Raw genomic sequence first — 26,092 nt, forward strand, 5'->3', positions numbered from 1 at the left:
GTACGCTGTTCTTTTTTGGGGCAAACGCACCAATAACAGACATCCATTTTGTTCCAGTTCGGCACATAGATTTTACCTCACTTTCGTTCAGCCCAGTAATTACGGGGGTTGAGCCAATTTTCATAAAGTTGGCACATTCGTTGCAGTTATCCTGATAAGTGTTTCATTTGTTTCATGACAGAAAAGGAATTGAATTATGAATTTATTGAAAGTGATATCCGGTGCCATCCTATCTTGCTCGTTAATGGCCGCTTCTTTTACCGCTTCAGCCAACCAACTTGAAAGCATACAAAAGCAGGGCGTTTTGAAGGTTGCTGTGCCTCAAGACTTCCCTCCATTTGGCTCAGTGGGTACTGATCTAAAACCTCAGGGCTATGACATAGATATGGCTCAGTATCTGGCGGATGAGTTGGGCGTTAAGCTTTCTATCGTACCTGTGACCAGTGCCAACCGTATTCCTTACCTTCAAACACGTAAGGTCGATCTGATCATCTCGAGCCTAGGTAAGAACCCTGAGCGTGAGCGCGCTATCGACTTTACTAAACCTTATGCTCCTTTCTTCTTAGGCGTGTTTGGACAAAGCGGTGAAGCGGTTGCATCTGCAGATGACCTACAAGGTAAAACAGTGGGTGTAACGCGCGGCTCAGTAGAGGATATCGAGCTTAGCAAACTGGTATCTAAGGATACGACCTTGAAGCGTTATGAAGACAACAACGCCACACTTTCTGCTTATCTATCTGGTCAAGTTGGCCTTATCGCGACTGGTAACCTAGTGGTGACAGAGATTGCTAATCGCTATCCGGCTAAAGCTCCTGAAGTGAAATTCATGCTGAAAAACTCTCCTTGTTATATCGGTGTGATGAAGGGCGATGATGAATTGCTACAAGAAGTGAACCGACTTATTAGTAAGGCAAAACAAGATGGCGAACTAGAGAGCATTTCTCAGAAGTGGCTTAAGGCCTCTTTCCCTGCTGACCTAAAAGCGTAACCTTAGGAATCCTGTATATGAGCTACTCTCTTGATTTTGCAGGACTTGCTCCCTACCTGCCGCAGTTTGCGGCAGGGGTATGGGCAACAGTGAAGCTAACGGTTTTCTCGACATGCATGGGGCTTTTGCTTGGAACCCTTTGTGCGGCAGGACGTACCTGTAAGGCGAAATGGCTGAGAATTCTTTGTGCTAGCTATATTGAGCTGATCCGCAATACCCCATTTATCGTGCAGCTATTCTTCGTTTTCTTCGGTCTTCCTGCGCTTGGCTTGCGCCTTTCAGCTTGGGAGGCGGGCGCTCTAGCTATGGTGTTAAACCTAGGTGCCTATAGTGCGGAAATCATCCGAGCGGGTATAGATGCAACGCCAAAAGGGCAGTGGGAAGCGGGTAAGGCTCTGGGTCTGACACGCAGACAAACTCTCATTCACGTAGTGCTATCACCGGCTTATCAGCGCGTGTATCCAGCGATTGTCAGCCAGTGCATCATAGTGATGTTAGGTTCGGCTGTGGTTTCACAGATCTCACTAGAAGAGCTCACCTTTGCGGCTAACTTTGCTCAGTCACGCAGTTTCTTGAGCTTTGAAGCCTACATGCTCACTGCACTCATCTATTTATCGCTTGCGATTGCGATGCGATTTGTATTCTCAACCATAAAGCAAGTCAGCTTTAAAAACCCATCATTATAAGAGGTAATAGTTATGGTTGATTTTTCTGATTGGGATATATTACGAAACTTATTAATGGCCGCTCGCTGGACTATATTGCTTTCTTTATTGGCTTTTATATTTGGTGGCGCTCTAGGTGCATTATTAACTTTTCTTCAAAGCACTAAAAATAAATTCTTTATTGGCGTAATTAAAATATATGTAGAGCTATTTCAAGGTACGCCATTATTAATGCAGTTATTCCTAACTTTCTTTGGGTTATCTTTATTAGGTTGGGAAGTAAGTGCATGGACTGCTGCTATTTTATCGCTCACCCTTTTCAGCAGTGCTTATTTTCACGATATCTGGCGTGGTTGCATCGAGGCGCTTCCTAAAGGGCAGTGGGAAGCATCTAAGGCCCTTGGTCTGACCTACTTCAACACCATGACCCATGTGATTGCACCACAAGCGTTCAAGATCTCTATTGCGCCGACGGTAGGCTTCTCGGTGCAGATAGTAAAAGGCACCGCACTGGCCTCTATTATCGGCTTTGTGGAGCTCACCAAGGCTGGAACCATGCTAAACAACGCCACCTTCCAGCCTTTCAAGGTATTCGCCTTCGTTGCATTGCTTTATTTCATGATCTGTTTCCCTTTGTCCCTGTACGCCCGTTATCTGGAGAGTAAAAACCATGTCCCTAGTTAGTATCGATAAAGTTCATAAATATTACGGCGATAACCACGTGCTTAAGGGCGTTGACCTACGAATCAAGGCGGGTGAGGTTGTCTCCATCATAGGTCGTAGCGGCTCAGGAAAGAGTACCTTGCTACGTTGCTTAAATGGTCTAGAAACCTATGAAGAGGGCGCTATCGTCGTTGATCGCCAGGCGGTGGAGAACGACGACTACAAGCTAAGACTACTGAGCCGTAGCGTTGGCATGGTGTTTCAAAGCTTTAACCTGTTTCCCCACAAGACGGTCGGTGAAAACGTCATGCTGGCACCGCAATTGGTGCTGAAAAAGTCCAAACAAGAAGCAAAGCAGCAAGCCGAAGAGCTACTTGAGAAGGTCGGCTTGGCAGACAAGTTTGATGCCTACCCTAGCAATCTCTCTGGTGGACAGCAGCAGCGCGTCGCTATTGCTCGTTCCTTGGCTATGTCTCCTAAGGTGCTTTTGTGTGACGAGATCACCTCCGCTCTTGACCCAGAACTGGTGGGTGAGGTGCTTAAAGTGCTGGAGCAACTTAAGGCAGAGGGTATGACACTTATCTTGGTGACTCATGAGATGAATTTTGCTCGAGATGTAGGCGATAGAGTGGTGTTTATGAACCAAGGCAAGGTATGGGAAGCGGGTGAAAGCCATGAGGTTTTTGCTAATCCTCAAACAGCCGAACTACAGTCATTTCTATCTGCCGTACGTTAACAGGAATTCTCAATGACGAACCCAATCGCTGAGCGCATCGCTAATCACTATTCAGAACTGACTGAGGGTAATCGTCGTCTTGCGGATTACCTTCTGGTGAATCCTGACAAGATCCTCATGCTTTCAACCAATGAGATAGCTGAGGCGTGCGCCGTATCTAAGGCGAGTGTGAGTCGCTTTATCCGCAAACTTGGTTATCAAGACCATGGTGCATTGCGAAGCGAGCTGCTAGATGAGCGCGACAAAGGCACGCCTATGGCGCTATCCAATGAAGCGATTGGGGATTTTTCATCGGAGATACGCGCTTTAGAAGCGCTGTTAGAGAACCTGAATGAGAGTGATGTTGAGTCTATCACTCGCGCCATTGCTACTAGCAAGGGCGTAAAGATCATTGGTTATCGCAACAGCTACCCAGTGGCAATGCACTTTAGACAGCAGCTGATTCAGGCTAGACCTAGGGTCGATCTTCTACCTCTGCCGGGTCAAACCATAGGCGAGGAAGTGGCGTCCATTGCTGAGGATGACTTTGTCATCGTTATTGGCATCAGGCGTCGTATTAGTGGCTTTGAAACTTTGGTCAAAGCCCTGCCAAAGGATCGTACCCTGCTTATCACTGACCAAACCGGTATTAAATACAAGCCACTCGTAGCCCATACCTTGGTTTGCCCGATGAACAATGACAGGCCTTTAGATAGCTATGCGGTGCCTATGGCGCTTATCTCTTACTTGAGTAATAGCATCTTCGATTATCTGGGCAAGCAAGCGGTAGAGAGCAGTGAGTCTGTTGCCAAGGTCTACTCACAACTGGGCGAAATAGAATAACAAGGGCGAGCGATTCGCTTTTTCAAGGAAAGAAATATGACGCGCGACAACGCAGTTTATTGTACGCAAGGACCAGAGTACCTAGATGCTCTAAAAGCGGGCCCCCTCAGCGGCAAAAGTTTTGTATTTAAGGACCTGTTTGATGTAGAGGGCTTTGCTACTGGAGCGGGTAATCCTAAGTGGCTTGAAACCCATGAGGTAGCCACTAGCACCTCTCCTCTGATTTTGTCACTGCTGGAAGCGGGCGCAGAGTGTCAAGGAAGAGTACAAACCGATGAACTGGCGTATAGCCTCAATGGTGACAATCTTCATTATGGCACTCCCACAAATCCAGCTGCATCAGAGTGCTTGCCGGGCGGTTCTTCTAGTGGCAGTGCGGTTGCGGTGGCAAACGGTGATGTGGATTTTTCTATTGGCACAGATACCGGTGGTTCTGTGCGCGTCCCAGCCAGTTATTGCGGCCTATTCGGTCTAAGACCAAGCTTGGGGGCTCTCTCTTTAGAGCACAGTTTTCAGCTTTCTAAGAGCTTCGATACTGCAGGTATCTTTAGTCGTGATCTTTCTATGCTAGAAATGGTGTTTAAGACCTTGAAACCTAGCGCTGTGGCGACTGACCTTCCTAAGGTTTTGCTATTAGATACCAGTTTAAAAGCACTCTTAGGCAAAGAGCGTGAGACGCAACTGAACACTTGGTTAGAGTCGTCGAATCTAGAGATTCGAGAGGTCGATTTTATCAATCGACAAGGTCTCAGCTTCGATGCCCTGAGCCTACTTTTTAGAACCATACAGGGCTTCGAGATCATCCAGACTCACTCACAGTGGCTGGACAAATGGAAGGACTCGTTGGCGCCTGCCATAGCTGAGCGCATTGAGTGGGCAAGGGGCATTACAGAAGAAGAATACGTTTCGGCTAAAGTGCAGCAATTGGCATTTGCTGAGCTATTTTCTGAGGTTTTATCCCAAGGTTTCTGGGTAATGCCAACCACTCCCGGTGGTCCACCTCTGCTCGATATGCCAGCGGATGAATTAGCAAACTATCGCAGTCAACTTATGGGACTTACTAGTCTTGCTGGCCTCTCTGGGTTGCCTCAGCTTCATATTCCCATGTCGGGTTTAGTCATGCCACAAGGCATTTCACTGGTAGGTCAAAAAAACAGTGAGTTAGCGCTTATCAATATGGCTAAATCTTTAATCCAAGAGGAGGCTTTATGAGCTTTCAAACCGCATTTACCGCCCCTCACCACGAGGCGGCTAGAGTCGGGCAAGAGATCCTAGACGCTGGTGGCACAGCGAGTGAGGCCATGGTTGCCGCAGCGGCCATGATAGCGGTGCAATACCCACATATGAACAGTATTGGCGGTGATGGATTTTGGCTTATTTGTAAGCTCGGAGAGACGCCTATCGCCATTGATGCCTGTGGCCGTTCAGCCTTGAATCTCAACGTTGATGAGTATCGCTCAGCAGGTGAGATCCCTGAGCAAGGGGGCATCGCATCCATTACCATGGCGGGCACCATCTCAGGTTGGCAGAAAGCACTTGAGGTCAATAGTGGTAAGCAACCACTGAATAGGTTACTTCAGCCAGCTATCGATGCGGCAGGTAATGGTATAGAGGTTACTAACAGCCTTGCTCATGCCAGTGAAATCACGCAAAAGAGACTTTCTAAACAAACCGAATTCTCTCGTCTTTTTCTCCCGCAAGGGAAGCCGCTACAAAAAGGCGAGACACTGATTAATCCTGCCTTGGCGAGTACCATCTCTCGGCTTGCCGAGGTGGGATTAGACGATTTTTATCGTGGAGATCTAGCCCAGAGCATGGCTCGAGACCTTGAACTAGCAGGCAGCCCAATAACTCTTGAGGATTTCAACCAACACCAAGCTAGAGTATTTGAACCGCTCAGCGTCAATATCTCTAAAGGGCACTTATACAACCTAGGGGCGCCTACCCAAGGGCTCGCGTCTTTGATGATTCTTGGTATCTATGACCGATTAGCTGACCAGGCCAGCAACGAGCTAGAGCATATGCACCTTTTAGTGGAGGCTACTAAGCAAGCCTTTATGGTGCGTGACAAGGTCATTACTGATGAGGCTTGTATTGATAAGCCGCTGCAGAGTTACCTAGAAGATGAATTGCTAGATTACTGTGCTTCGTCCATCTCTATGACCACAGCCAAGCCATGGCCTCACATGGCTAAGCCGGGGGATACCATCTGGATGGGGGCAACGGATCAATACGGCACCATGGTGAGCTTTATTCAGAGCATCTACTGGGAGTTTGGTTCAGGTCTACTTCTGCCTGAAAGCGGTGTGCTTTGGAATATTCGAGGCAAGAGTTTTTCCTTGGATGCAGATCATCACAATGTTCTCGCGCCCGGTAAAAAGCCATTTCATACCCTAAATCCTGCTTATGTTGAGCTTAGCGATGGCCGCCGCATGGTGTATGGAACCATGGGTGGTGAGGGACAACCTCAAACGCAAGCCTGCCTATTTAGCCGCTATCTCTATCAAGGTATGGGTCTAGAAGAATCGGTCTCTAAGCCTCGCTGGCTTTTGGGACGCACTTGGGGTGATACCAACAATAATCTCAGGCTCGAGCAGGATCTTTATATGACCTATGGCGAAGCCCTTCAGCAGATGGGGCATGAGATCAGCCAAGTCAGCAATCACAACGAATTAATGGGGCATGCAGGAGCCATAGCTCTTGACGAACACGGAAAGGCGAGTGCAACCAGCGATCCTCGCAGCGATGGCCGTTACTTTTTAGGAGAATTTTAATGACAAACAACACCTTATTCGAAACCTTGAATCCACCTCAGCGCCTGCTTATGGGGCCAGGTCCAATCAATGCTTATCCTCGAGTACATCAAGCGTTATCGACCTCTTTGATTGGTCAATATGACCCTGTTATGACGGGTTATATGAACCAGGCTCAGTCTCTATACCGAGGTGTGTTCCATACCCAGAACCAACAGACCATGCTGGTGGATGGCACTGCGCGTTCAGGTATCGAAGCGGTATTGGTTTCTGTGCTTAAGCCGGGTGATAAGGTGTTGATCCCTGTGATTGGTCGCTTTGGTCACTTGCTGTGTGAAATCGCTAATCGTGTAGGTGCAGTGGTTAAAACCATAGACATCGAATGGGGTGAGGTATGTCCGCCGGAGTTGGTCGAAAAGGCGATTAAAGAATTCCAACCTAAGCTTCTGGCAACCGTGCAGGGTGATACCTCCACTACCATGAATCAGCCTCTGGCTGAGATTGGTGAGATCTGTAATAAACATGGTGTGCTCTTCTATTGTGATGCGACCGCTTCGATTGCAGGCAATGAACTTAAGGTGGATGAGTGGCATCTGGATGCGGTATCTGCCGGTCTGCAAAAGTGTTTGGGCGGTCCATCTGGAAGCGCTCCGATTACACTGAGTGACCGCTGCGCTGAGCTAATCAACAAACGTAAACATATTGAAGCTGGGATCCGAGCTGATCACCACCAAAGTGGCGAAGACGAAATGATCCGCTCTAACTATTTCGATCTGGCTATGGTGATGGATTACTGGGGGCCAGAGCGCCTTAACCATCACACCGAAGCCACTAGCATGTTGTACGCGGCGCGAGAGTGTGCGCGAATCTTCCTTGAAGAGGGTGCTGATACCGTTATCGCGAGACACAAACAGGCAGGTGACGCTATGGTGACCGGTCTGCGTGCTATGGGGTTAGAGCTATTCGGTAACCCTGAATTTAAGATGAATAACGTGGTGGGTGTCTATATTCCACAAGGCATAGATGGAGACAAGGTGCGCCAAGAATTGCTGACCAGCTTTGGCATCGAGATTGGCACCTCATTTGGTCCACTGCATGGAAAGATCTGGCGTATCGGTACCATGGGTTATAACGCCAGACAAGAAGCTGTGCTAACGACACTGGCCGCTCTGGAAGCCATCCTGATTCGTAACAAGGCCAAGGTGATTCCTGGTCAAGCGGTGCTTGCCGCTATGAGTCTTTTCGAGTAGGGCGCCAGTGATGACTAGAACGGATTCAAACATCATCATGCAGCGTGCCGACGAGTTGGCACAGTTTACCTCAACACCCGGTGCACTGACCCGTACCTACCTATCCAAACAGCACAAGCAAGCTCATCAAGCCCTGTCAGAATGGATGGTTCAAGCAGGCCTAGAGACTTGGCAAGACAGTGTGGGCAATCAGTGGGGACGTAAGGTTTCCGCTAACCCAACCCAGCCGACCCTTATCATCGGCTCTCATAGCGATACCGTGGTGAATGCCGGAAAATACGATGGCAATCTGGGTATTTTGCTTGGGATCAGCGCTCTGCAGCAGCTTATAGATATCGAGTTTCCCTTTCATGTAGATATCGTCGCCTTTGCCGATGAAGAGGGCACACGTTTTGATACTACCTTGATTGGATCTAGTGCGACGGCAGGTGTTTTCCAGCCTGATTGGCTTGAGGTTGAGGATAAACAGGGCATTTCAATGGCTGAAGCGATGCTTGAGTTTGGCCTTGACCCTAAAAAAGCAGCCTTGGATGCTAGAGAGCCTAGCGAGGTTCAAGCGTATCTAGAGGTGCATATAGAGCAAGGGCCAGTGCTGGAGGCTGAGGATAGAGCCGTGGGTGTGGTTACTGGAATCGCAGGGGCTAAACGCTATCAGTTTTCAGTAAAGGGCATGGCCGGTCACGCCGGTACTGTACCACTCGAGATGAGAGCCGATGCTATGTGCGGCATGGCGCAGATGACGCTTGCGATTGAAGCCTTTGCTAAGCAAAACAGCCTAGTGGCAACCGTTGGCAAATGCGAGCTTCCGTCGGGCTCAGTGAATGTAATCCCTGGGGTAGTTAACTTCACTCTAGATATCCGCAGCTTAGACCAAGCTAAGCTAGATGACTACTGTGAGGCCTTGCTGGCGCAGCTTGATGATATTGCGGAGCAGCGTGGTTTGTCTCTTAAAAGCGAGCTGTTTTATGAGGCTGAATCCGTTCCTTGTGCTGAGTCCTTACAGCAACTTTGGGGCTCGGCTGTGGAGCTTAGCACTAAGCAAGCACCGTTGTTTCTAGCCAGCGGTGCTGGTCATGATGCTTTGGCTATGGCGCATCTTACTGAGGTGGGAATGTTGTTTGTGCGCTGTGACAAGGGCATTAGTCATAACCCGAGAGAAGCGGTCAATGTGCAGGATGTAGAGGTGGCTCTGGATTGCTTAAAGCAGATGCTGCTTTTGCTAAAGGAACGAGCCGATGGTTAAGGCATCTAAGGTTGTGCTCGGCATTGCAGGAAACTCGCCTGGATATCTCAACCAAACAGGAGAGAGCCGAGCGTTAGATAAGGTTGAGGATACTCGCCTGCCAAGGGCACTGTTTCCTATCTATGCCGAGAATTACGAGCAGAGCTATCTTGCTCAATACCCGTTTAGCGACAGCAGGCTTCAACTACCAGAGCAATCCGATGCCAAGGTGCAAATGGAGCCTGAGCTTGCCCTTAAGCTGAAGGTGCAATATCGAGCATCGGGTGAAGTCCAGAGCTTAGCGCCGATAGCATTAGGTCTCATAAACGATGCTACGCATAGAAACAAAACCATAGATAAGCTGGTACAAAAAAAGAATTGGGGAGCCTCTAGTAAAGGGATCAGCGTGAGCTGGTTGCCTATACCGGAATTTGAGCCAGCTCTGAATCATCTGAGATTGTGTGGCTTCTTGAACAGAGGTGGAGAGTGGTATCTATGCAGTCAGGACGTATCGGTTGTCGATTATCATCTCTTCTTTGAGCCCTTGCTCGACTGGATTGCAGAACGTATCAATAGCCAACAGGATGAGGGCGCTCTTCACGACATCAAAGCCATATTACAAGGGTGTAATCGGCCTGCTGAAATCACAGTGGCTATCGGTGCGCCTTGCTATACAGATTTAGGTGAATCTCACTATTTGCAGCAGGGTGATGAAACCCTAGCAATCGCTTACGACAGCCGTGAACTCTCTTTTGGTGAAATAGAGCAAGCGTTAGCCCATGGAGACGTATCTAAACTGAGCAAATCTAAGCTCTACTTGCATCAGCAGGTAGCAGGCTAACAGTAACAAGGAGGTTAGGCTTTCGAGCGACCTCAATTAGGAAGTATGAGGAAATAATGAAAAAGCAGTTGCAGCTAGCCAGTGCATTCTTTCGCATTGGCCTATTTGGCTTTGGGGGCGGGCCAACCATGATCCCCCTAGTGCATAAAGAGGTAGTGGATAACTATCAGTGGATGGATGACGATGAGTTTTCCAATGTTCTTGCCATAGGCAACACCTTACCCGGGCCGATAGCCACCAAAATGGCGGGTTACATTGGCTATAAGGTGGGCGGTGTGTTTGGGTGCATCAATGCTGTGATTGCCACCATAATCCCGCTGATCATTGTGATGATTGCAGGACTAGGCCTATTGAATGAATATCGCGATAAGCCTTGGGTTGCTGGTATGGCTCACGGTGTGGTTCCTGTTGTGACTTGGATGATGGTCAAGCTGAGTTACGACTTTTTTATGAAAGGGCACAAAGCATTAGGGATGCTGGCGACGGTATTGGGCAGCCTAGCCTCATTGATACTGATCTCTGTCTTCCATATTCACCCAGGCTTGATCGTGGGGGCGGTGCTCCTCGCTGTATTGATTAAGCCATCTCCGAAGAAGGAATATGATCAAGTAGCGACTGAGAAGGGAGAGGGCTAACCATGCAGATTTATCTAGATATCTTTCTCGCTTTCTTCATTCCCAACATAGTGGGGTACGGTGGTGGTCCTGCGATCATTCCTCTTATTGAAGCGCAAGTGGTTGGTCAATACGGCTGGATGAATGCCAATCAATTTGCAGAGGTGCTGGCCCTAGGTAATGCCCTTCCAAGCCCTATCGCAACTAAGATGGCTGGCTATATCGGTTATGAAGTGGGTGGCAATTTGGGAGCGGCTATCGCAGTATTTGCTACTGTGGCCCCAACCATCATCATTATGATAGTTGCGATGGGCGTTCTGTATAAGTATCGCAGTTCGCCTAAGGTGAAAGCCCTTAGCGCTTGGGTATTGCCTATTATCTTCACCCTAATGCTTCTGCTCAGCTACAAACTCGTGCTCTCTGGCGTTGGCAATGGTTGGATGCATTTTGCGTTGCTGTTTGTATTGGCTGGTATCGCCCTAGAGAAGTTCAAGGTTCACCCTACTTATGTTATCTCGGCAAGCCTTGTCTACGGCGCTCTGCTGATGTAATTAAGTGAATTAGTCTGAGGGTAATCTGTCTGTTTCGTTTACTCGATGTGACCATATCTGACAGGTTGCCCTAAATTAGTTTTGCCCCAAAGTTACCTAGACTGTTTACTCAGTTCTACTACCTACTCCAAATACACCCTGAGTTTTCTAATGACTGGAATCAAATTTAACTTATCGAGTAGATTGCAAGCTATGGATCTGTTTTGTGGTTTGCAACAAAGATTTTATTTAGTGGGCTTACAGTACCTGCGAAGTGTTCACCAATGACATGCGTATAGATTTGTGTCGTTGCTACATCTGAATGCCCTGGCAACTCTTAAACAGTACGGATATCTTGTCCAGAACGCAGCAATTCAGTTGCAAAACTATGACGGAAAGTATGGCAAGTGATTGGTTTGTTAGAGATGTTTGCTTGTTGTACGGCACGTTTTAAGGCCTTTCGTGGTGAAGAGTCGTGCAGATGATGGCGGCAAAGTTGATTAATTAGTGGATGTCTACAGATAGTCATTGAAGGGAAGATAAACATCCATAAAGTTTGTTTAAACGCGTTGGGATACTTTTTACCAAGAGCATGAGGTAATGATGGGCCAATACCTTGTTTATTATCATTTCTCTGTATTGTTGATACTCTCTCTATTTGATGTTGGAGTGATGGGGTGAGGGTGGGGCTCAGTAATGTCACTCGATCTTTTTTGCCTTTCCCATCCCGCACGGTTAACGACAAGTTAGTGAAGTCTAGATCCTGCACCCTGAGTCGTAAACACTCATTGACTCTACGTCCTGATCCATAAAGTAATGAAAATATCGTGTGATTCACACCTGATAGATGCGAGAGAATGAGTTGCACTTCGTTGGCCGTTAGCACGTTTGGTAGTTTGCGTGTTTTTTAGCATAGGTAAAACCTAATTCTCCCACTGGGGCTTGTAAAAACTGATTGTAGAGATATGCAATCGTGTTGAGAGCAACTTTTTGAGTGTCGATTGCTACGTATTGCTCGTTGGCAAGATAAGGAAGAAAAGCCGTTACTTTGTTTTCTCTCATATCTTTTGGATGTTTTAGTTTGTTGAAGCAGATGAATTATTTAATCCAATATAAGTAGGCTTTTTCTGTTTTGAGACTATATCCCGACATTCGAATATGTCGCCGAATTTCTTCTAGAAACTTGCTAGTTATCTCTCATTTTCTTTTACTGTGTATTTATACAGTTTATTCGGGTTGAATTCGGGTTGAATTCAGGTTGAGTATGAAAAATGGCTTGTTTTGCCGAGAGCCTAGTCTCATTATGTCGATAGCGAATTTAATAAGTTATTGTTATTAAAGGTAATGACGCTATTCTTATCTAAGATAACACGCACGCTCGTTTTTATGTAAAGACAGAATGCTTAATATGAAGTATATGCATAAATTTCAGTGATTTATGGTAGCTTGAATGAAAGTTAGGCAAGCGGAAAAACGAGCGGGCCTGTTATTAACAATGTTAACTGGCTTTCCGATAGGCTGCCGCAGAATCAAAGCATTTTGTTAAGAAGTTATATAAGAGGACAATCAATTGAAATTGGAATTCCTAGTTCTAGTAAAGAATGATGATTCATTTTGTAATAGTAAAAAAGCATTTATTGATTTTTTAAAGGTAGATTCTCTAATCTCAATTACAGGTCAAAAGCTTACATTTAAACGAACTCAAAAATCAAAGCCATTAATCACAGTTAAATTTAGGGTTGAAACAGATAATATACCTTCAAATAAAGAGCGTTATTTTTTAATAGTTTTAGAAAATACAAAGGAAGAATTAGTTAGGGAATTTTCCGAGGTAGGCAACAAAATCAAACAAATTTGCAAAAGAATTAACCCGGAATCTACAGTAATAAATGTTTTATGGGATGATATCGGCAGACACTATGCCTACCTTGCATACCCATTGATAAATGATGTAGAAAATGTAATGCGTAAATTGATCAGTAAGTTCATGTTGATTAATGTTGGTATGGATTGGTCAAAAGAAACAATGCTTCCTGATTTAGCCAAAAAAATAGAAAGTTTTGAAGAAGAAGATACTCACCTAAACGACCTTTACAAGCTTGATTTTATAAATTTATCTCACGTTCTATTTCAGAAAAAGAGAGATATCACTCTTGAGGAATTAGACCGAGTGTTGACTAAGACATCATTTGGGGAGGATGATAAAGCTAAGATTTTAAAATACGTTCCTAAATCAAATTGGGAAAAATATTTTTCTACGTTATTAGATGAAAGCTCCCAAAGCCTCGAGAAAAAATGGGAACTACTATATAAGCTAAGAAATAAGGTTGCACACAACAGGTTCTTGACTAGACAAGATTTTGAACAAGTAAAAGGCTTAACTTCACAGGTTAAAGAAATCCTTAAAGTGGCAATCAATAAACTTGGAGAAATTGACTTAGATGAAGAAGACAGAGAACTAATCATACACACATATCAATCTGAGTCACCTAATGCATACGCATACCTAGCTGAAAAAGCGGTTGCAGAATATTACATGAGAAGTGGCTTTGAAGTTGTTACTCCTGAACTTCACAGTTCTAGATATATGACAGACTTTGTAGTGAAGACTTCAAATAGCTCATTTGCTGTTGAAGTACGATCTTTTCCATCTAGAGTTTTAATGGCTTCATTAAAAATGAGGTTTGAAAAGTCATTGTTTATTCTTGAAAAATACATGGAAGAACAAAGTATTAAAAATGGGGAGATAGTTGTTGTTTTAAGGGATTACCCTGACTTCACTCCTTCTGCAAGATTTTTAGAACGAGTTCAAGCATTCAGAGATGAATTGCCTCCAAATGTAAGTATTAAATTCGGAATAATAAACCCCGAGTCAGGATTTGAACTGATCGATTTATAACTGAATATAAAGTCATGACTATTCGGTTTTTTTAGCGCAGTTAACAAGCGCATCAACGCATGGACTAATAACACTTGGCTTGGTTCGTGCCTCACCAATTTTAGCCAAGCATTATTAGCCCGTTATGTGAGCGTTAGCAATACATTCAAAAGTGGAGTGTTAAGTGGAAACAAGAAAAGAGCGATTTGACCGATTGCAATTAGCTTTTAATTTGGTCGCGCATCACGATACTGAGCTAAGTTTTTCAGATTTAATCGAGCCTAATCGAGATACATTTCATGGTTTTAAACTAGTCTATTCAACAAATCACCTTGAAGGTGATTTTGCTAATACGTCCCTAAAAGCTATTGAAGATGAGTATCCGACACTTAAAAAGTATTTTTATGGCTCCGGGTTACTATTTTTTTCTGATGAGTTGTATGATAGAACGTGGAAAGAAAAGCACGTTAAATTGTCCATCGATTACTCTCTTAGTTTAGATTCCAACGCGGCTGAACGTTTCCGTATTTGGGAGGATGGCAAAGATCTTGATAAATCAGAGCAAGACTTTGAAAATTTGGTTCGATTCATCAAGGAGGGCCCTGATAGTGGCTTTAACTTCGATTATTCATTTTTCATAATAGAAAATTATTATGACTCCATGAAGCCAGAAAATCACAGACCATTTAATACAATTAGGGCATTGAAACGTTTTGATAACTTGGTTTATGAAAAAGAGTCGTTTTGTGTAAAAAATCCAATTTTTAATGAGACTAGATCTCTAGCTGGACAGAGAACTATTGACACTCTTTATGCCTTTCACTCAAGCCCAGAAATTAAGGGCTTTCAGAAAAGGAGAATGTTACTTTATGTAGTTTTATTGAAGGCTGTAATCCTTAACCAGAATAAAACTGCCAGCATTGAATCTAAGTTAGGTGAATTGATAGAGTTTTGTATATTGGACTTAGAGAAGTTCCCAAAGACAGAATTGTATTTTGCTTGGAAGTTGATGAAATATGGCAAGAGTCTGCGATTTTTCGACCCTGTAAGCCAAATTGGTAAGAAAACCAAGGGAAAACTAAGGGGAATGTCGTGGGACATTTTTGCGCTTCGATATCAAGAGACTATGGCATCAAAGAGTTATGAAGGTGATTTCTTTATTCCATTTTTTGCTTCTTTTGATAATAGGTTTGTTGAATTAACTAAAGCTTGTCCTATACGAGCTGTTTTAATTGACGAAGTTGGCGAGAACGTCATAACGATTCAGTTAGATGAAATTGAGTTTCAAACCGAGTTGACTAACTCTATGAGTTCAGAGATGCTTGCTGAGCTTAATAACTCAACTAAAAAACTAGCAAGGATGAATAAGCCTTTAACAGAAGATAAATTAATAGCAGTAGGCAACAAGTTAGAAGTTCAGTTGGAAGAGTATTGCTAACAAAGAAATTAAGTCGGATTCATGAACGCGTGCCGACTCGCTTACGCTCAAACATAGCACGCGTTCATTCACCGCTTATTGCGACGCTATGTTTAAAGAGGTTAAGCTTGAAGTTCTATAAATACATGACATTAAATAAGAATACTCTTGATGCGTTTATCAATGAGTATTGTTGGTATAGCTCTCCGCTCAGTTTCAATGACCCATTTGATTGTGCGTTAATGAAAGGGAAGAAGTTTAAAGAGTTCTTTTTAGAAACCAAGAAAATACTATGTTTGGCGACTGAGCATAACAATTTGCTAATGTGGTCTCACTATGCTGATTCGCATAAAGGAATTTGTATTGAGTATACGCCTTTTAGTGATGAAGAAATTGCTAGTTTAAAAGAACAAGGGATTTTCGGAGATTCTCCCAACGACAGATTGTGTATCATACAAAACGCTCGTAAAGTTGAGTATAAATCAGTTGAAGCCATAAATGATTACCTTGATTTATTGCCGAATACTGACCAAGAACTTATGGAATTGCACGATCAAAAGCAGGCAGCTGGACAGGCTGAGGAATACTACTTAATGATAAGTAAAGCTTTGACCATAAAGCACGAATCTTGGGCGTATGAAAACGAGTATCGCATCATCCATGATGGTAATAACAGAAATACTCATCCGGGCAAAATCACCAAGATTTATATTGGCGCTAAGGCTTCTTCACAAGACAAGCGAACGCTATCGATGTTGATGAATGGTAGTATAGACCTCGTATGTATGGACTTTTCTGAATCAAAATATGCTTTAACTGAAAGAATCCTAAATCCGGAAATTGATTTTCAGGGTTTGGGCTTGAGCTTTGAAGAATAAACATAACAAACTGTTTAAGAGAGATTCGCAACGCGTGGTATTTTTACTATGCGTTGCGTTTGGTGTTTAAGGTGGTATGCGAGGATATCGGCATCGCGTTGCTCACACCTTAACAGAGCGTTACATTCCCATACATCAGATAACCCGCTATATCCTAACTTAGTAATATAGCTGACAAATTTTTGTCCAATAGTGAGTTATGAGCTCGGCAGGGTGACTGTACACTCTGGTAGTGACTAACCAAGCCGACGTGTAAAATCGAGTGTGAGTTGCTACATATTAAGAGATCATGAGAGGTTCATTTTGAGCCTCTCTATTTTTACCTTTAAACGTGATAGTCTACGTGGCGAATTACACACTAAGGTCACTCTCTCATGCTCAACTACGCCTCTATCGACGTTCCTTTTAACCTGCGCCATACCTGCTGGTTTTGTGGTGAGCCGAGCCATCAAGAGCTGACCTTTCCCATCCAAGAATCGGACTATATCACCCATATGCCCCTTGCTATTCCGGCTTGTGATGAGTGTCGTATCATAGCCAAGGGTACCGCCAATGTGATGAGAGCGCCCGAGTCCATCTATGACCTCAAGCTTCAGGTAAAGAATGCGCTAATGAAGCGCTATGCCAAGCATCTAGGCATAGGTGAAAACTGGACTAAGGAAGAGCTTGAAGAAACGACTCTAGATGGCACGGCTTTCAAGGGCTTTACCGATAGCGCTTGGGCTATGTATGAGATAGCCAAACAGCGTGCAGACTTCAATGGCTGGGATTTGTATGTGGATGGCATGGAGCTAGATATTCTCGATGATACCTACGCCTTTGAGTTTGAGGGTAAGAAGTTTGCTAGCTTTGATTCTGCAGTAGAGTTCTTCCTTCGTGCAGAATCCCTTAACAAGTATCTGTTCGAGGGGCTGGTGGATATTCTTGGGCAGGGCCGTTTTGCTTATGCCCTTAAGATAGGTCGTTTGTACACGGGTGTGAGTCGTCGCGAAGCCAATGAGATCCTTGAAGAGATTGCCACTCAAGAAGCCGACCGTAAACAGATGCTAAGCCAAGAAAAGCTGCACAACAACCTAAAGCGAATAGATGCTGAGTCTATCTCTGAGGTTGATATCGATGGCGTATCTGTACCTGCTGAAGCCATTGGATGGGCTATGTCGAGAAGCATTAATAACCTCGAAAAGCTCGAGCAATCCGAAGATGCTTTCTTTGAGCAACACGAACATCTGGGCGGTGTGGGCGCCTTTCATCTGTTTAACGGACTGCAGGTATATCTGCATGCGCGCACCAATATAGATTGGGCTCTAGAGCAAGACCCAAACCATGAATTATGGATTAAATAGATTTCATCTTTTTACTATTCGTGATGCGCTATGATGGTGGCGTACTTATCTAGAAGAGATGAAATATGAAGCTAAAAGCCGACATTGCAGTCATGGATATTCTGGGCCACATGATAGTGTGGTTCTTATTAACCATCATCACCTTTGGTATCGCCCTGCTGTTCTTCCCATACTCGTTTGCTAAGTTCGTGATCAACCGAACCTCAGTTGTGGACGAGTATGGTAACGAGCGCCGTATGACGTGTGACATCGACCTGTTCGGTAATATCGGTCACGTGGTGCTGTGGTTCTTTATCACCATATTCACTCTAGGTATCGGTTACTTCTTCTACTTCTATCGCGTGTGTAACTACGCGCTGAACAACAGCCGCGTAGACTAGGTCTACGCGGAGTTTCGAACCACCATCTCACCGGCGAGGTTCTCAGTGATGGGGTTGGTGTCTTGGTTGCGAATGCGGTGCAGTAGGTCTGATACCGCTCGCTCACACAGCGCCTTGATTGGCTGCTTTACCGTTGTCAGAGAGTAGGGTGGCCAACTGGCTGAATCGATATCATCAAAGCCGGTAATGGCGATATCTTCAGGCACTCGTAATTGAGTGTGCTCCTTTAGTGCATTCATTACACCTATGGCTATCTCATCATTACCGCAAACAATTGCATCAGGCATTTGCTCATGGGTATTGATGTAATTCAGCATCTGTTGGTAGCCCGATTCCACCGTAAACTCACCGTATTCTATGGTTAGGCTCGAAAGCTCAAGCTGGTTCAGGGTTTCTTTATAGCCGGTCACACGATCTATGGCAGTGGAGGCAGACTTATCACCGGTAAAACAGGCGAAGCGCTGATGCCCTTGCTTCGCCAAATATGCGACTAAGTCGCTGGCTGCTTGTTTGTTATCGGTACAGACTGAGCTTGCGTATACATTGGGTACGTGGCGGTTGATAAAGCTGAATTCTATGCCTCGGTTTACATACTGATTGATCAGCTTGGCATCGATATTGGCACTGGCCAAGATCACCCCGTCAACCTGATATTGGTCAATAAGAGGCAGGATATCATCCACGCCTTTTTCATCCTGATTGAACAGAACTACACGCTGATTGGCCGCGCGCAGTAACTCAAGCAATTCCAGTAATAGCTTTGAATAGAACTGGGGGTTGTGTGAGATAGGTTGAATGACTGCGATGCAGTTGGAGTGGCTTGAAATCAGCGCTCTCGCCATCTCATTAGGTACATACCCAAGCTGCTTAGCCGCTGCAAGGATCTTCTCTTTCTTCGCCGCTGAGATAGAGCCGTTCGCTGAAAACGCCCTAGAGACAGAGGCTTGGGAAACACCCGCTAGTTTGGCAACATCTACTGAGTTGGCTTTTCTTCTCTTTTCCATCAAGTGTTTCCGTATCTTGTGCTGGTGCCATAGGTTACTAAAAACTATGAACTTTTTCCGCTACTTGTTTGAACCCATTAATAATCATGGCGTGTTCTGAGCTAATCGCAAACAGACTGGTTCCTGTTTCTTGCCACCACTTGAGCTGGTCAGTATTGGCGAGGAAGGTGCCCACTGGCTTGTTGTGTACTTTTGCGCTCTCGCAGATCTTAAGGCATGCAGACATTACTGGCTCGGCGTTAGGGTCGGTTTCCCCATAGGCCACGGTTAGGTCAACGCGTCCAATAAATAGGGCTGTAATTCCCTCTACCTGTGCGATCTCATCAATGTTCTCAACACCATCGATATCTTCAATCTGAGCGATGATCAGAGGTTCTTTATTTTGCTCTAGATGTTTTGAGATGGTGCTGTTGCCAAATAGGGCAGGTCTTGTAGAGCCAGCGAAGCCTCGACCGCCGTCACCGTACCGGCTTAGCTTAACCAGTTCGCGGGCTTGCTCTGCGGTTTTGATGTGCGGAACTTGTATGCCGGTAGCGCCACTATCCAATACGCTGAGTATGGTCGAAGCATCGGCATTAGGAATGCGCACAATGCAGGGAAGGCCAGCTAATCGACAAGTGGCGATACATTGGTCCAGCTCGCGCTTACCAAAGGGAGCGTGCTCCGCATCCAGAATCACGTAGTCTAAGCCGGATAGTGCTAGAACCTCCATGATGATGGTGTCGGGGGTTTTAACAAAAGTGCCAACTAACTGTTTTTTATCTTTAATATCAGTAATAAGGGACATAGGTACTCCAAAAAAGGTAGCCACATGGGCTACCTTATACAGCGTGGATTTATGCTTCTTCTGCCTTGTAACGACGAACGCGGATGTCGGCCTGCTCCTTATGACCGGCAAAGCCCTCGAGAGCACATAGACGTGAACAGTATTCACCTACGGTCAGTGATGCTGCTTCTGTTACGCGCTGATAGGTACAGGTCTTGATGAACTTGCCTACCCATAGACCACCTGTGTACTTGGCAGCTTTGTTGGTTGGTAGGGTGTGGTTGGTGCCGATAACCTTGTCACCATAAGAAACGTTGGTCTCTTTACCTAGGAATAGCGCGCCAAAGTTAGTCATGTTATCTAGGAAGTATTTAGGATCCTTAGTCATCACCTGAACGTGCTCAAATGCTAGCTCATCAGCTACCTGAACCATCTCTTCATAGGTATCACACACGATCACTTGGCCGTAATCTGCCCAAGATTTAGCCGCAATGTCGGCGGTAGGTAGGATAGTAAGCTGACGCTCGATCTCCTTGATGGTCTCTTCGGCAAAGGAGCGTGAGTTAGTCAGTAAAACAGACGGTGAGTTGTAGCCGTGCTCTGCTTGACCCAGTAGGTCTGCTGCTGCCAACTCTGGATCACAGCCAATCTCATCGGCAATTACTACCGTTTCCGTTGGGCCTGCAAACAGGTCGATGCCTACGCGACCAAATAGCTGGCGCTTAGCTTCTGCCACAAACGCATTACCCGGGCCTACGATCATATCCACTGGCGCAATCGTCTCAGTGCCGATAGCCATAGCGCCGACAGCTTGAACTCCGCCCATGCAGTAGATCTCGTCAGCGCCAGCCATAGCCATAGCCGCGACTACATAGGTATTTGGTTTACCTTCGAATGGAGGCGCACAAGCGATAACGCGCTTAACGCCAGCAACTTTAGCCGTAAGTACACTCATATGCGCTGAAGCAACAAGTGGGTACTTACCTCCTGGGATATAACAGCCAGCGCTGTTAACTGGGACGTTTTTATGACCAAGGATAACGCCCGGTAAGGTTTCTTGCTCTACGTCTTGCAGGGATGCTTTTTGGATTTCCGCAAAGCGACGCACCTGAGTCTGTGCAAAGGCGATATCTTCTTTTTCTTGGTCGGTCAGCGCATCTACGCAAGCTTTGATCTGCTCATCTGTGAGACGGAAGTTTTCTGGGCCCCAGTTATCAAACTTCTCTGATAATTCGCGAACCACGCTGTCACCTTCTTTTTCGATGCGACCTAGGATGGTTTCCACTGTTTGGCGAACAGACTCGTCATTGTTTTTAGCAACTTCAACGTCGATTCCATTTTTTACGTATTCGATCATTTCTAATTTCCTTTTGATAAATCTACACAGATGGCGTTAGGTTTGGAGTAGTGTTGTTCGTTTTTTGGCGTCCAATCAGGATCATTGCAACCACAGTGGCTGCGGCTGCTGCCTTGATCCAGATGACTGGACTAAAGATGGCGACCGCTGGGATGGCCCAGAGTAACCAGCTGTATTTGTTTTGCGTGATAGGGTAAGCCGCCAATAGAGATGAGAAGGCGATTACCTGCAATATGGTGATGACCAGCATAGAGACGATGCTGATAGCCGAGCCCTCAAGCAGCAGTTCAGGGTTGAATAGAAATAGCAGTGGCAATAGATAAGCCGTTCCGCCCAGCCTTAAGGTGTAGCCGGCCACTTTGTGCCACGGGTCTTTACTGATGGCTGCTGCAACGAATACCGAGATACATACAGGTGGTGTAATTACAGATAGAGCCGCGTAGTAAAGCACGAATAGGTGTACTGTTAGTGCTTCAAAGCCTTGCTGAATAAGTGCCGGAGCAAATACTGCAGAAACCAGTACGTAAGCAGCTGAGGTTGGAAGGCCCATGCCAGCAATTAGACACACGATAGACATTAGGCCAGCAATCAGTAGTACATCTCCGTTAGCAAAATCTAGGATGATATTGGTGATGGTCACACCAACGCCGGTTAGGTTCACCATGGCAACGAATACCTGCGCAGAAACCAGCAAGATACCCACAACTACAACGCCTTTACCGCCATCGATAAGTGCCGCCTTGATGCTAGATAGCATCTCACCTAGAGGTTTCTTCTGAATGACGCTACAGGCTACATAAGCACCCACGTTACCCATGATGCCAAGGCAGGCTGTCATGTTGATAGAGTAGCCGTTGATAACACCCACAATGATACCGCCGAAGGCACATACGATAGGGGTGATACGGTGCCAAACCAGTGATTCGCGCCAGTCTGGAAGCTCATCTTCAGAGACCTTGCCAAAGTTAGACTTCTTCGAGATAAGGTGAACCGTGTTGAAGATGCCAAAGTAGAGCAAGATAGCCGGAATGAAGGCTACCGTGATGATGGTCCAGTAGTTCACACCTACAAGCTCTGCCATTACAAAGGCTGCAGTGCCCATGATAGGTGGAGCCAACTGACCACCGGTTGATGCCATTGCCTCTACCGCACCAGCAAATGGGCTCGGGTAGCGCAGACGCTTCATTAGGGGGATAGTGAAGTTACCGGTTGTCGCTACGTTCGCCACAGAGCTTCCACTGATTGAGCCAAATAGACCTGAAGCAATGGTTGCAATCTTAGCTGCGCCGCCCACGCTAGAGCCACTGATGCGCGATGACATATCTAGGAAAGTTTGACCAGCACCTGTATGCAGAAGGAAGCTACCAAACAGGATGAATGAAGCTAGGGTAGTGGAGGCGATATTTACCAGCATGCCCCACATGCCGCGGTCTGAAAGATAGATAACCTCGGTCAGATAAAATATATCAAAACCGCGGTGACCCATGACTCCGCTGATGTACTCGCCAAGGTAGGCATAGGCGAGAGCCAGTCCCACTAGAATAGGGAATACAGGGCTAGCGCAGCGACGGGAAAGCTCCAGTAGACCGACCAAGGCAGAGCAAGCAATCCAGACATCTACCTGCTCAGCAAACGGCAGGTCGTTCATTATGGTTTCGAAGTTAACGATAATGTAGCCAACGCCGGTCAGTACCATGCCTACGATAGCAGTATCGATAACCAAACCCAGAGGGCGCCACCGCTTCTGGTCGCCCAATGGATAGAGTAGTACCGCCAATACAGTGATCAGGGCTACGAACACCGAGCGCTGTATCAGGGTTTCAAAGGTGCCGAAGAAGGAGGTGTAGAATATGAATATCCCGATCGCCCCCCCAACGATTGGAATGGCCATTTCGCGCAATGATTGAGGGGATTTGGTTGCAGTTTCCATCTTCATATACCTCCTGTAACGGACCGATTAACCTTCGATTAGATTTGCTGGTACTTCGTAGCCTTGCTCTTGGAAGTACTTAACTGCACCTGGGTGTAGCGGTGAAGTAGCATATTTCAGTGTCTGCTCGATTAGGTTCTCGCCTTTAACTGCAGGGAAAGCCGTTGCTTGCTCAACCTCGTCTTCCATTACTGACTTCACTATGTTGTAAGCCGTTTCTGTATCCAGTTTTGGAGATGCAGATACACCGATCACAAAGCCCCAAGTCTTGTATGGGCCACGGTTAACCAACTTGTCTCCTGGCATATCAACGATGGCAACCTCAGGATGGTTTTCGCTGATGGCTTTCACTTCAGTGTCGTTTAGACCAATCGCAGTAAGAGGGGTAAAGGTACCGATGTCGGTCGTAAGCGCGTCGTAGCGGTTACCCACAGAGGACTTGATCATGCCGCAGATGCGGTTGTCTTTGATGCCATTGGCTAGCTCACCGTTTGAACCTCGAACCCACTCAGGCTCAATGCTCAAGGTCTTCATGATGGCAAGAGTTGTTGCCTCTGTAGCCGAACCACGCATACCGGGACCAAGGCGGATACCAGTCAGTTCAGTTAGAGAGTTAACCTCACAGTCTTGGCGAGCAATAATGTTTTGTGGCGCTGGGTTATAGGTCCAAAGCAGTTGTGATTTGATTGGACGCTTGAAGTTGTCTTGTCCGTAGTACGCCTTGTGCAATACGTTCGAGGTGATTAGGCCGATGTCTAGTTGGTTACGGTCCATACGGCGCAGGTTATCCACGGTAGCACCGGTTTCGATTACTGATACCTTGTAGTCATCATGGTTTTGCTCAACCACCTTCTTGATAGACGCAAAGTAAGCGTAGTGGGCAGACTGAGCGTTAGTCGCGCCAAAAGCGAGTCGAGTCTCTGCATGTGCATTAACGGCAAATGCACCAACAGCTAGGGGAAACAATAGGGATTTTAGTAGGCTGACCTTCATGGTTATTCTTCCTTTTTTGTATACGTATACATTTCTGTTTCAAGCGCAATTATAAAAGCACAAAAAAACCGCATCTCATGTGACCAAAACCACAATAATCTGTTGTTATAATGTTAATGAATGGTTTCTGGGTTGGAGATCACAATCTTTATTCACCCACTGAATTAGATTTACATCAGGTTTTGAATAGGTATTCGGAGAAGGTATGAGCAAGGCAACTTTTATTACAGGTGGAGTGGGAAAGATAGGCAGAGCCATCTGTATTTCGCTCGCTAACCAAGGCTATAAGGTGTTCTTCACCCATAGAGGAAGCGAGGCTGGAAAGGCCAATGCCAGTGCATTGCTAGAAGAGTTAAATGGAGAAGGCCACAAGGCAGTTTGTGTCGATATCACCGACCATAAAGCCTATGAATTAACACTACGAGAGGTGATAGACGCAGATCAGGCTATCGATCTTGTGATCAACTGTGCCGGTACCACCCAGTTTGTCGCGCCGTCTGATCTCGATGGCTTGAGTGAAGAGCTGGTGGATAGGATATTTCAGGTAAATGTGCGTGCTGCGATTACAACAGTAAGATTGTTAGAACCTCACCTTCAGCTCTCCGATAACCATCCGTGCATTATCAATATCAGTTCGATTGCGGCTAAAACCGCTATCGGTAGTAATATCGCTTACTGTGCCAGTAAGGCAGCTATGGACAGCTTGACCATGTCGTTGGCGAGAAGCCTAGGACCAAAGATACGCGTGTTGTCGGTTTCACCGGGTCTTGCGGATACCGACTTTGTGAAGGGGGTAGACACCCGTTGGCGCGATGAGCAATTAGATAAGACGCCACTTAAGAGCTTGGTGTCACCAGAGCAGGTGGCAGAGGCGGTGCTGAGTGCCAAAGAGCACCTATTGTTTACTACAGGCGCAGTGATTCCTGTGGACGGTGGTCGCCCTCTAAACTAGTTAACTTCCCTTAGGCTAGGCTGAAATTTCAGCGAGATAACCGAGGTATAGCAAGAGTCTAGGCATTGGCCGCAGCCGATGCAGGATTCTTGATCTATTTGTGGGGCCTTGTCTTCATGCCATGCTAGCGCATCATAGCTGCAGCTATCCTCACAACTAGCGCAGTAACTGTAGATATTCTCACAGCTATTGCTAACAGTAGCGATTAAGCCGGTTTGAAGGTTAGCATTGGATAGCGCGAGGCTTGGGCAAGCGCTTTGGCATGCACCGCACACAATGCAACTTGAGTAATCGACTTCAATGCTCGCCAACCCATCCTTTATGCTGATGATGTTTGGCTCACATACCGCAACGCACTTTCCGCAACCATCGCACTCTCGCTGAAACATCGCTTCGGCGATGGCATAGGGCGGGCGAGGTGCTGCAGGCTTAGGTTCAAATTGAACCTGAGGTCTGCCAAATAGGTGACGTTTATTGAGGTCGACTTGCTCTGTCATTACTTAGCCTGTACCGCTTGGTTGATAGCCATAACTAGATTTTGGCTAAAGTGGCCTAAGGATTGATAGCTTGAGCTTTTCGCGTGCTGATTAAAGCGCCCAATAAATTGTTCAAACCAGGTATTTAGGTGCTTATCTAGTAGCGTGGTTGCACGGTCGATACGGCCTTGCTCGAGCAAGATACCCAATACCATCAGTATCAAGCCTACTTGATCCTCGGGCTCATTCTGTGCCGTGTTGAAGTCGAGGTTACACTCTCGCAGAAAGGCGCGAAAGGCGAGGGTAGACTCACCAAATACCACTTCTTCTTTATCGAGATAGACAGAGCCCCATGGCGGCGCTTCCATATCGCCTATACCGGCTAGCAGGGTATCGTGTTCCGCTTGAAGCTCAGTGAGGTCACAATTGGCAAAGGCTTGAATTAGGTCATTCAGCCCTTCAATTTCAAAATCTGCAGAAACAAACGAATCAAGTAGGTTTGTCTCTTGATACTGGCTTGGCCGATAGTAAAAAAGCGCGCCTGTGAATTTGCATAGAGCGCTGTAGTCAGCAAAGTTAAGTTCAGTTAGTTTCATCATATAAAAAAGCCCGAGGCGAAACCTCGGGCCTCCGT

General features: G+C 46.0%; 25 protein-coding genes and 1 pseudogene. 18 read left to right on the forward strand and 8 right to left on the reverse strand.

Annotation, left to right across the window (positions count from 1 at the left end; translation table 11 throughout):
* Positions 1-244: 244 nt before the first annotated feature.
* Genes Pcarn_RS17665 through Pcarn_RS17720 form a run of 12 tightly spaced genes read left to right on the forward strand, consistent with a single transcriptional unit; the run spans position 245 to position 11,105 of the window.
* Complete coding sequence (locus tag Pcarn_RS17665; protein ID WP_390904509.1) at positions 245-988, forward strand: transporter substrate-binding domain-containing protein; 744 nt, start codon at positions 245-247, stop codon at positions 986-988.
* Between the two features lie 17 nt (positions 989-1,005).
* Positions 1,006-1,674, forward strand: a complete 669-nt coding sequence (locus Pcarn_RS17670) for an amino acid ABC transporter permease (protein WP_261837242.1) — start codon at positions 1,006-1,008, stop codon at positions 1,672-1,674.
* Positions 1,675-1,728: 54 nt separating this feature from the next.
* Positions 1,729-2,337 (forward strand): amino acid ABC transporter permease, encoded by a 609-nt coding sequence (locus tag Pcarn_RS17675; protein WP_261837303.1) that lies wholly within the window; start codon positions 1,729-1,731, stop codon positions 2,335-2,337.
* The gene (locus Pcarn_RS17680; RefSeq protein WP_261837243.1) at positions 2,324-3,052 is read left to right on the forward strand and encodes an amino acid ABC transporter ATP-binding protein; all 729 of its coding nucleotides are present in this window, start codon (positions 2,324-2,326) and stop codon (positions 3,050-3,052) included. The genes Pcarn_RS17675 and Pcarn_RS17680 overlap by 14 nt, the downstream gene beginning before the upstream one ends.
* A 12-nt stretch (positions 3,053-3,064) precedes the next feature.
* Positions 3,065-3,874, forward strand: a complete 810-nt coding sequence (locus Pcarn_RS17685; RefSeq protein ID WP_261837244.1) for a MurR/RpiR family transcriptional regulator — start codon at positions 3,065-3,067, stop codon at positions 3,872-3,874.
* A gap of 36 nt (positions 3,875-3,910) precedes the next feature.
* Positions 3,911-5,086 (forward strand): amidase, encoded by a 1,176-nt coding sequence (locus Pcarn_RS17690; protein WP_261837245.1) that lies wholly within the window; start codon positions 3,911-3,913, stop codon positions 5,084-5,086.
* On the forward strand, positions 5,083-6,648 hold the full coding sequence (locus Pcarn_RS17695) for a gamma-glutamyltransferase family protein (RefSeq protein ID WP_261837246.1): 1,566 nt from the start codon (positions 5,083-5,085) through the stop codon (positions 6,646-6,648). Before Pcarn_RS17690 ends, Pcarn_RS17695 begins: the two co-directional genes overlap by 4 nt.
* The gene (locus Pcarn_RS17700; RefSeq protein ID WP_261837247.1) at positions 6,648-7,877 is read left to right on the forward strand and encodes a pyridoxal-phosphate-dependent aminotransferase family protein; all 1,230 of its coding nucleotides are present in this window, start codon (positions 6,648-6,650) and stop codon (positions 7,875-7,877) included. The genes Pcarn_RS17695 and Pcarn_RS17700 overlap by 1 nt, the downstream gene beginning before the upstream one ends.
* 10 nt (positions 7,878-7,887) lie before the next feature.
* Positions 7,888-9,120 (forward strand): allantoate amidohydrolase, encoded by a 1,233-nt coding sequence (locus Pcarn_RS17705; protein WP_261837248.1) that lies wholly within the window; start codon positions 7,888-7,890, stop codon positions 9,118-9,120.
* A complete protein-coding gene (locus Pcarn_RS17710; protein WP_261837249.1) occupies positions 9,113-9,940 on the forward strand; it encodes a DUF5718 family protein in 828 nt (275 codons plus the stop codon). Before Pcarn_RS17705 ends, Pcarn_RS17710 begins: the two co-directional genes overlap by 8 nt.
* 56 nt (positions 9,941-9,996) lie before the next feature.
* Positions 9,997-10,575, forward strand: a complete 579-nt coding sequence (locus tag Pcarn_RS17715) for a chromate transporter (protein WP_261837250.1) — start codon at positions 9,997-9,999, stop codon at positions 10,573-10,575.
* A 2-nt stretch (positions 10,576-10,577) separates the two neighbouring features.
* Complete coding sequence (locus Pcarn_RS17720; RefSeq protein WP_261837251.1) at positions 10,578-11,105, forward strand: chromate transporter; 528 nt, start codon at positions 10,578-10,580, stop codon at positions 11,103-11,105.
* A 190-nt stretch (positions 11,106-11,295) separates the two neighbouring features.
* Here the strand turns inward: Pcarn_RS17720 and Pcarn_RS17725 are convergent.
* Positions 11,296-12,278, reverse strand: a pseudogene (locus tag Pcarn_RS17725) (integron integrase).
* Between the two features lie 376 nt (positions 12,279-12,654).
* Between Pcarn_RS17725 and Pcarn_RS17730 the strand changes: the two are divergent.
* The 5 genes from Pcarn_RS17730 (at position 12,655) to Pcarn_RS17755 (ending at position 17,980) form a co-directional block, all read left to right on the forward strand.
* Positions 12,655-13,983 carry a HEPN domain-containing protein gene (locus Pcarn_RS17730; RefSeq protein WP_261837252.1) on the forward strand — a complete coding sequence of 443 codons (1,329 nt, stop codon included), beginning with the start codon at positions 12,655-12,657 and terminating at the stop codon, positions 13,981-13,983.
* A 163-nt stretch (positions 13,984-14,146) separates the two neighbouring features.
* Positions 14,147-15,400 (forward strand): hypothetical protein, encoded by a 1,254-nt coding sequence (locus tag Pcarn_RS17735; protein WP_261837253.1) that lies wholly within the window; start codon positions 14,147-14,149, stop codon positions 15,398-15,400.
* 107 nt (positions 15,401-15,507) lie between these two features.
* Positions 15,508-16,257: a DUF2971 domain-containing protein gene (locus Pcarn_RS17740; RefSeq protein ID WP_261837254.1), complete on the forward strand. Its 750-nt coding sequence runs from the start codon at positions 15,508-15,510 to the stop codon at positions 16,255-16,257.
* A gap of 374 nt (positions 16,258-16,631) precedes the next feature.
* Positions 16,632-17,600, forward strand: coding sequence for a hypothetical protein (locus tag Pcarn_RS17750; RefSeq protein ID WP_261837255.1), 969 nt, complete (start codon positions 16,632-16,634; stop codon positions 17,598-17,600).
* Between the two features lie 65 nt (positions 17,601-17,665).
* The gene (locus tag Pcarn_RS17755; protein ID WP_261837256.1) at positions 17,666-17,980 is read left to right on the forward strand and encodes a DUF6693 family protein; all 315 of its coding nucleotides are present in this window, start codon (positions 17,666-17,668) and stop codon (positions 17,978-17,980) included.
* Between the two features lie 2 nt (positions 17,981-17,982).
* On the opposite strand, the gene Pcarn_RS17760 is transcribed toward Pcarn_RS17755, so the two are convergent.
* The 5 genes from Pcarn_RS17760 to Pcarn_RS17780 are packed head-to-tail and all read right to left on the reverse strand — an operon-like array spanning position 17,983 to position 24,030.
* Positions 17,983-18,984 (reverse strand): LacI family DNA-binding transcriptional regulator, encoded by a 1,002-nt coding sequence (locus Pcarn_RS17760; RefSeq protein ID WP_261837257.1) that lies wholly within the window; start codon positions 18,982-18,984, stop codon positions 17,983-17,985.
* A gap of 37 nt (positions 18,985-19,021) precedes the next feature.
* On the reverse strand, positions 19,022-19,771 hold the full coding sequence (locus Pcarn_RS17765) for an HpcH/HpaI aldolase family protein (RefSeq protein ID WP_261837258.1): 750 nt from the start codon (positions 19,769-19,771) through the stop codon (positions 19,022-19,024).
* A gap of 49 nt (positions 19,772-19,820) precedes the next feature.
* A complete protein-coding gene (hisD, locus tag Pcarn_RS17770; protein ID WP_261837259.1) occupies positions 19,821-21,107 on the reverse strand; it encodes a histidinol dehydrogenase in 1,287 nt (428 codons plus the stop codon).
* Between the two features lie 22 nt (positions 21,108-21,129).
* A complete protein-coding gene (locus Pcarn_RS17775) occupies positions 21,130-23,043 on the reverse strand; it encodes a TRAP transporter permease (RefSeq protein WP_261837260.1) in 1,914 nt (637 codons plus the stop codon).
* A 21-nt stretch (positions 23,044-23,064) separates the two neighbouring features.
* The gene (locus Pcarn_RS17780; protein WP_261837261.1) at positions 23,065-24,030 is read right to left on the reverse strand and encodes a TAXI family TRAP transporter solute-binding subunit; all 966 of its coding nucleotides are present in this window, start codon (positions 24,028-24,030) and stop codon (positions 23,065-23,067) included.
* Between the two features lie 205 nt (positions 24,031-24,235).
* Here Pcarn_RS17780 and Pcarn_RS17785 point away from each other — a divergent pair, with 205 nt between their 5' ends.
* Positions 24,236-24,982, forward strand: coding sequence for an SDR family NAD(P)-dependent oxidoreductase (locus Pcarn_RS17785; RefSeq protein WP_261837262.1), 747 nt, complete (start codon positions 24,236-24,238; stop codon positions 24,980-24,982).
* Here the strand turns inward: Pcarn_RS17785 and Pcarn_RS17790 are convergent.
* Complete coding sequence (locus tag Pcarn_RS17790; RefSeq protein WP_261837263.1) at positions 24,979-25,479, reverse strand: 4Fe-4S binding protein; 501 nt, start codon at positions 25,477-25,479, stop codon at positions 24,979-24,981. The two genes, Pcarn_RS17785 and Pcarn_RS17790, sit on opposite strands and share 4 nt — an antisense overlap.
* Positions 25,479-26,057, reverse strand: a complete 579-nt coding sequence (locus tag Pcarn_RS17795; protein ID WP_261837264.1) for a TorD/DmsD family molecular chaperone — start codon at positions 26,055-26,057, stop codon at positions 25,479-25,481. Before Pcarn_RS17795 ends, Pcarn_RS17790 begins: the two co-directional genes overlap by 1 nt.
* Between the last annotated feature and the right edge of the window lie 35 nt (positions 26,058-26,092).

The sequence above is a fragment of the Vibrio ishigakensis genome, assembly GCF_024347675.1.
GTDB lineage: Bacteria > Pseudomonadota > Gammaproteobacteria > Enterobacterales > Vibrionaceae > Vibrio > Vibrio ishigakensis.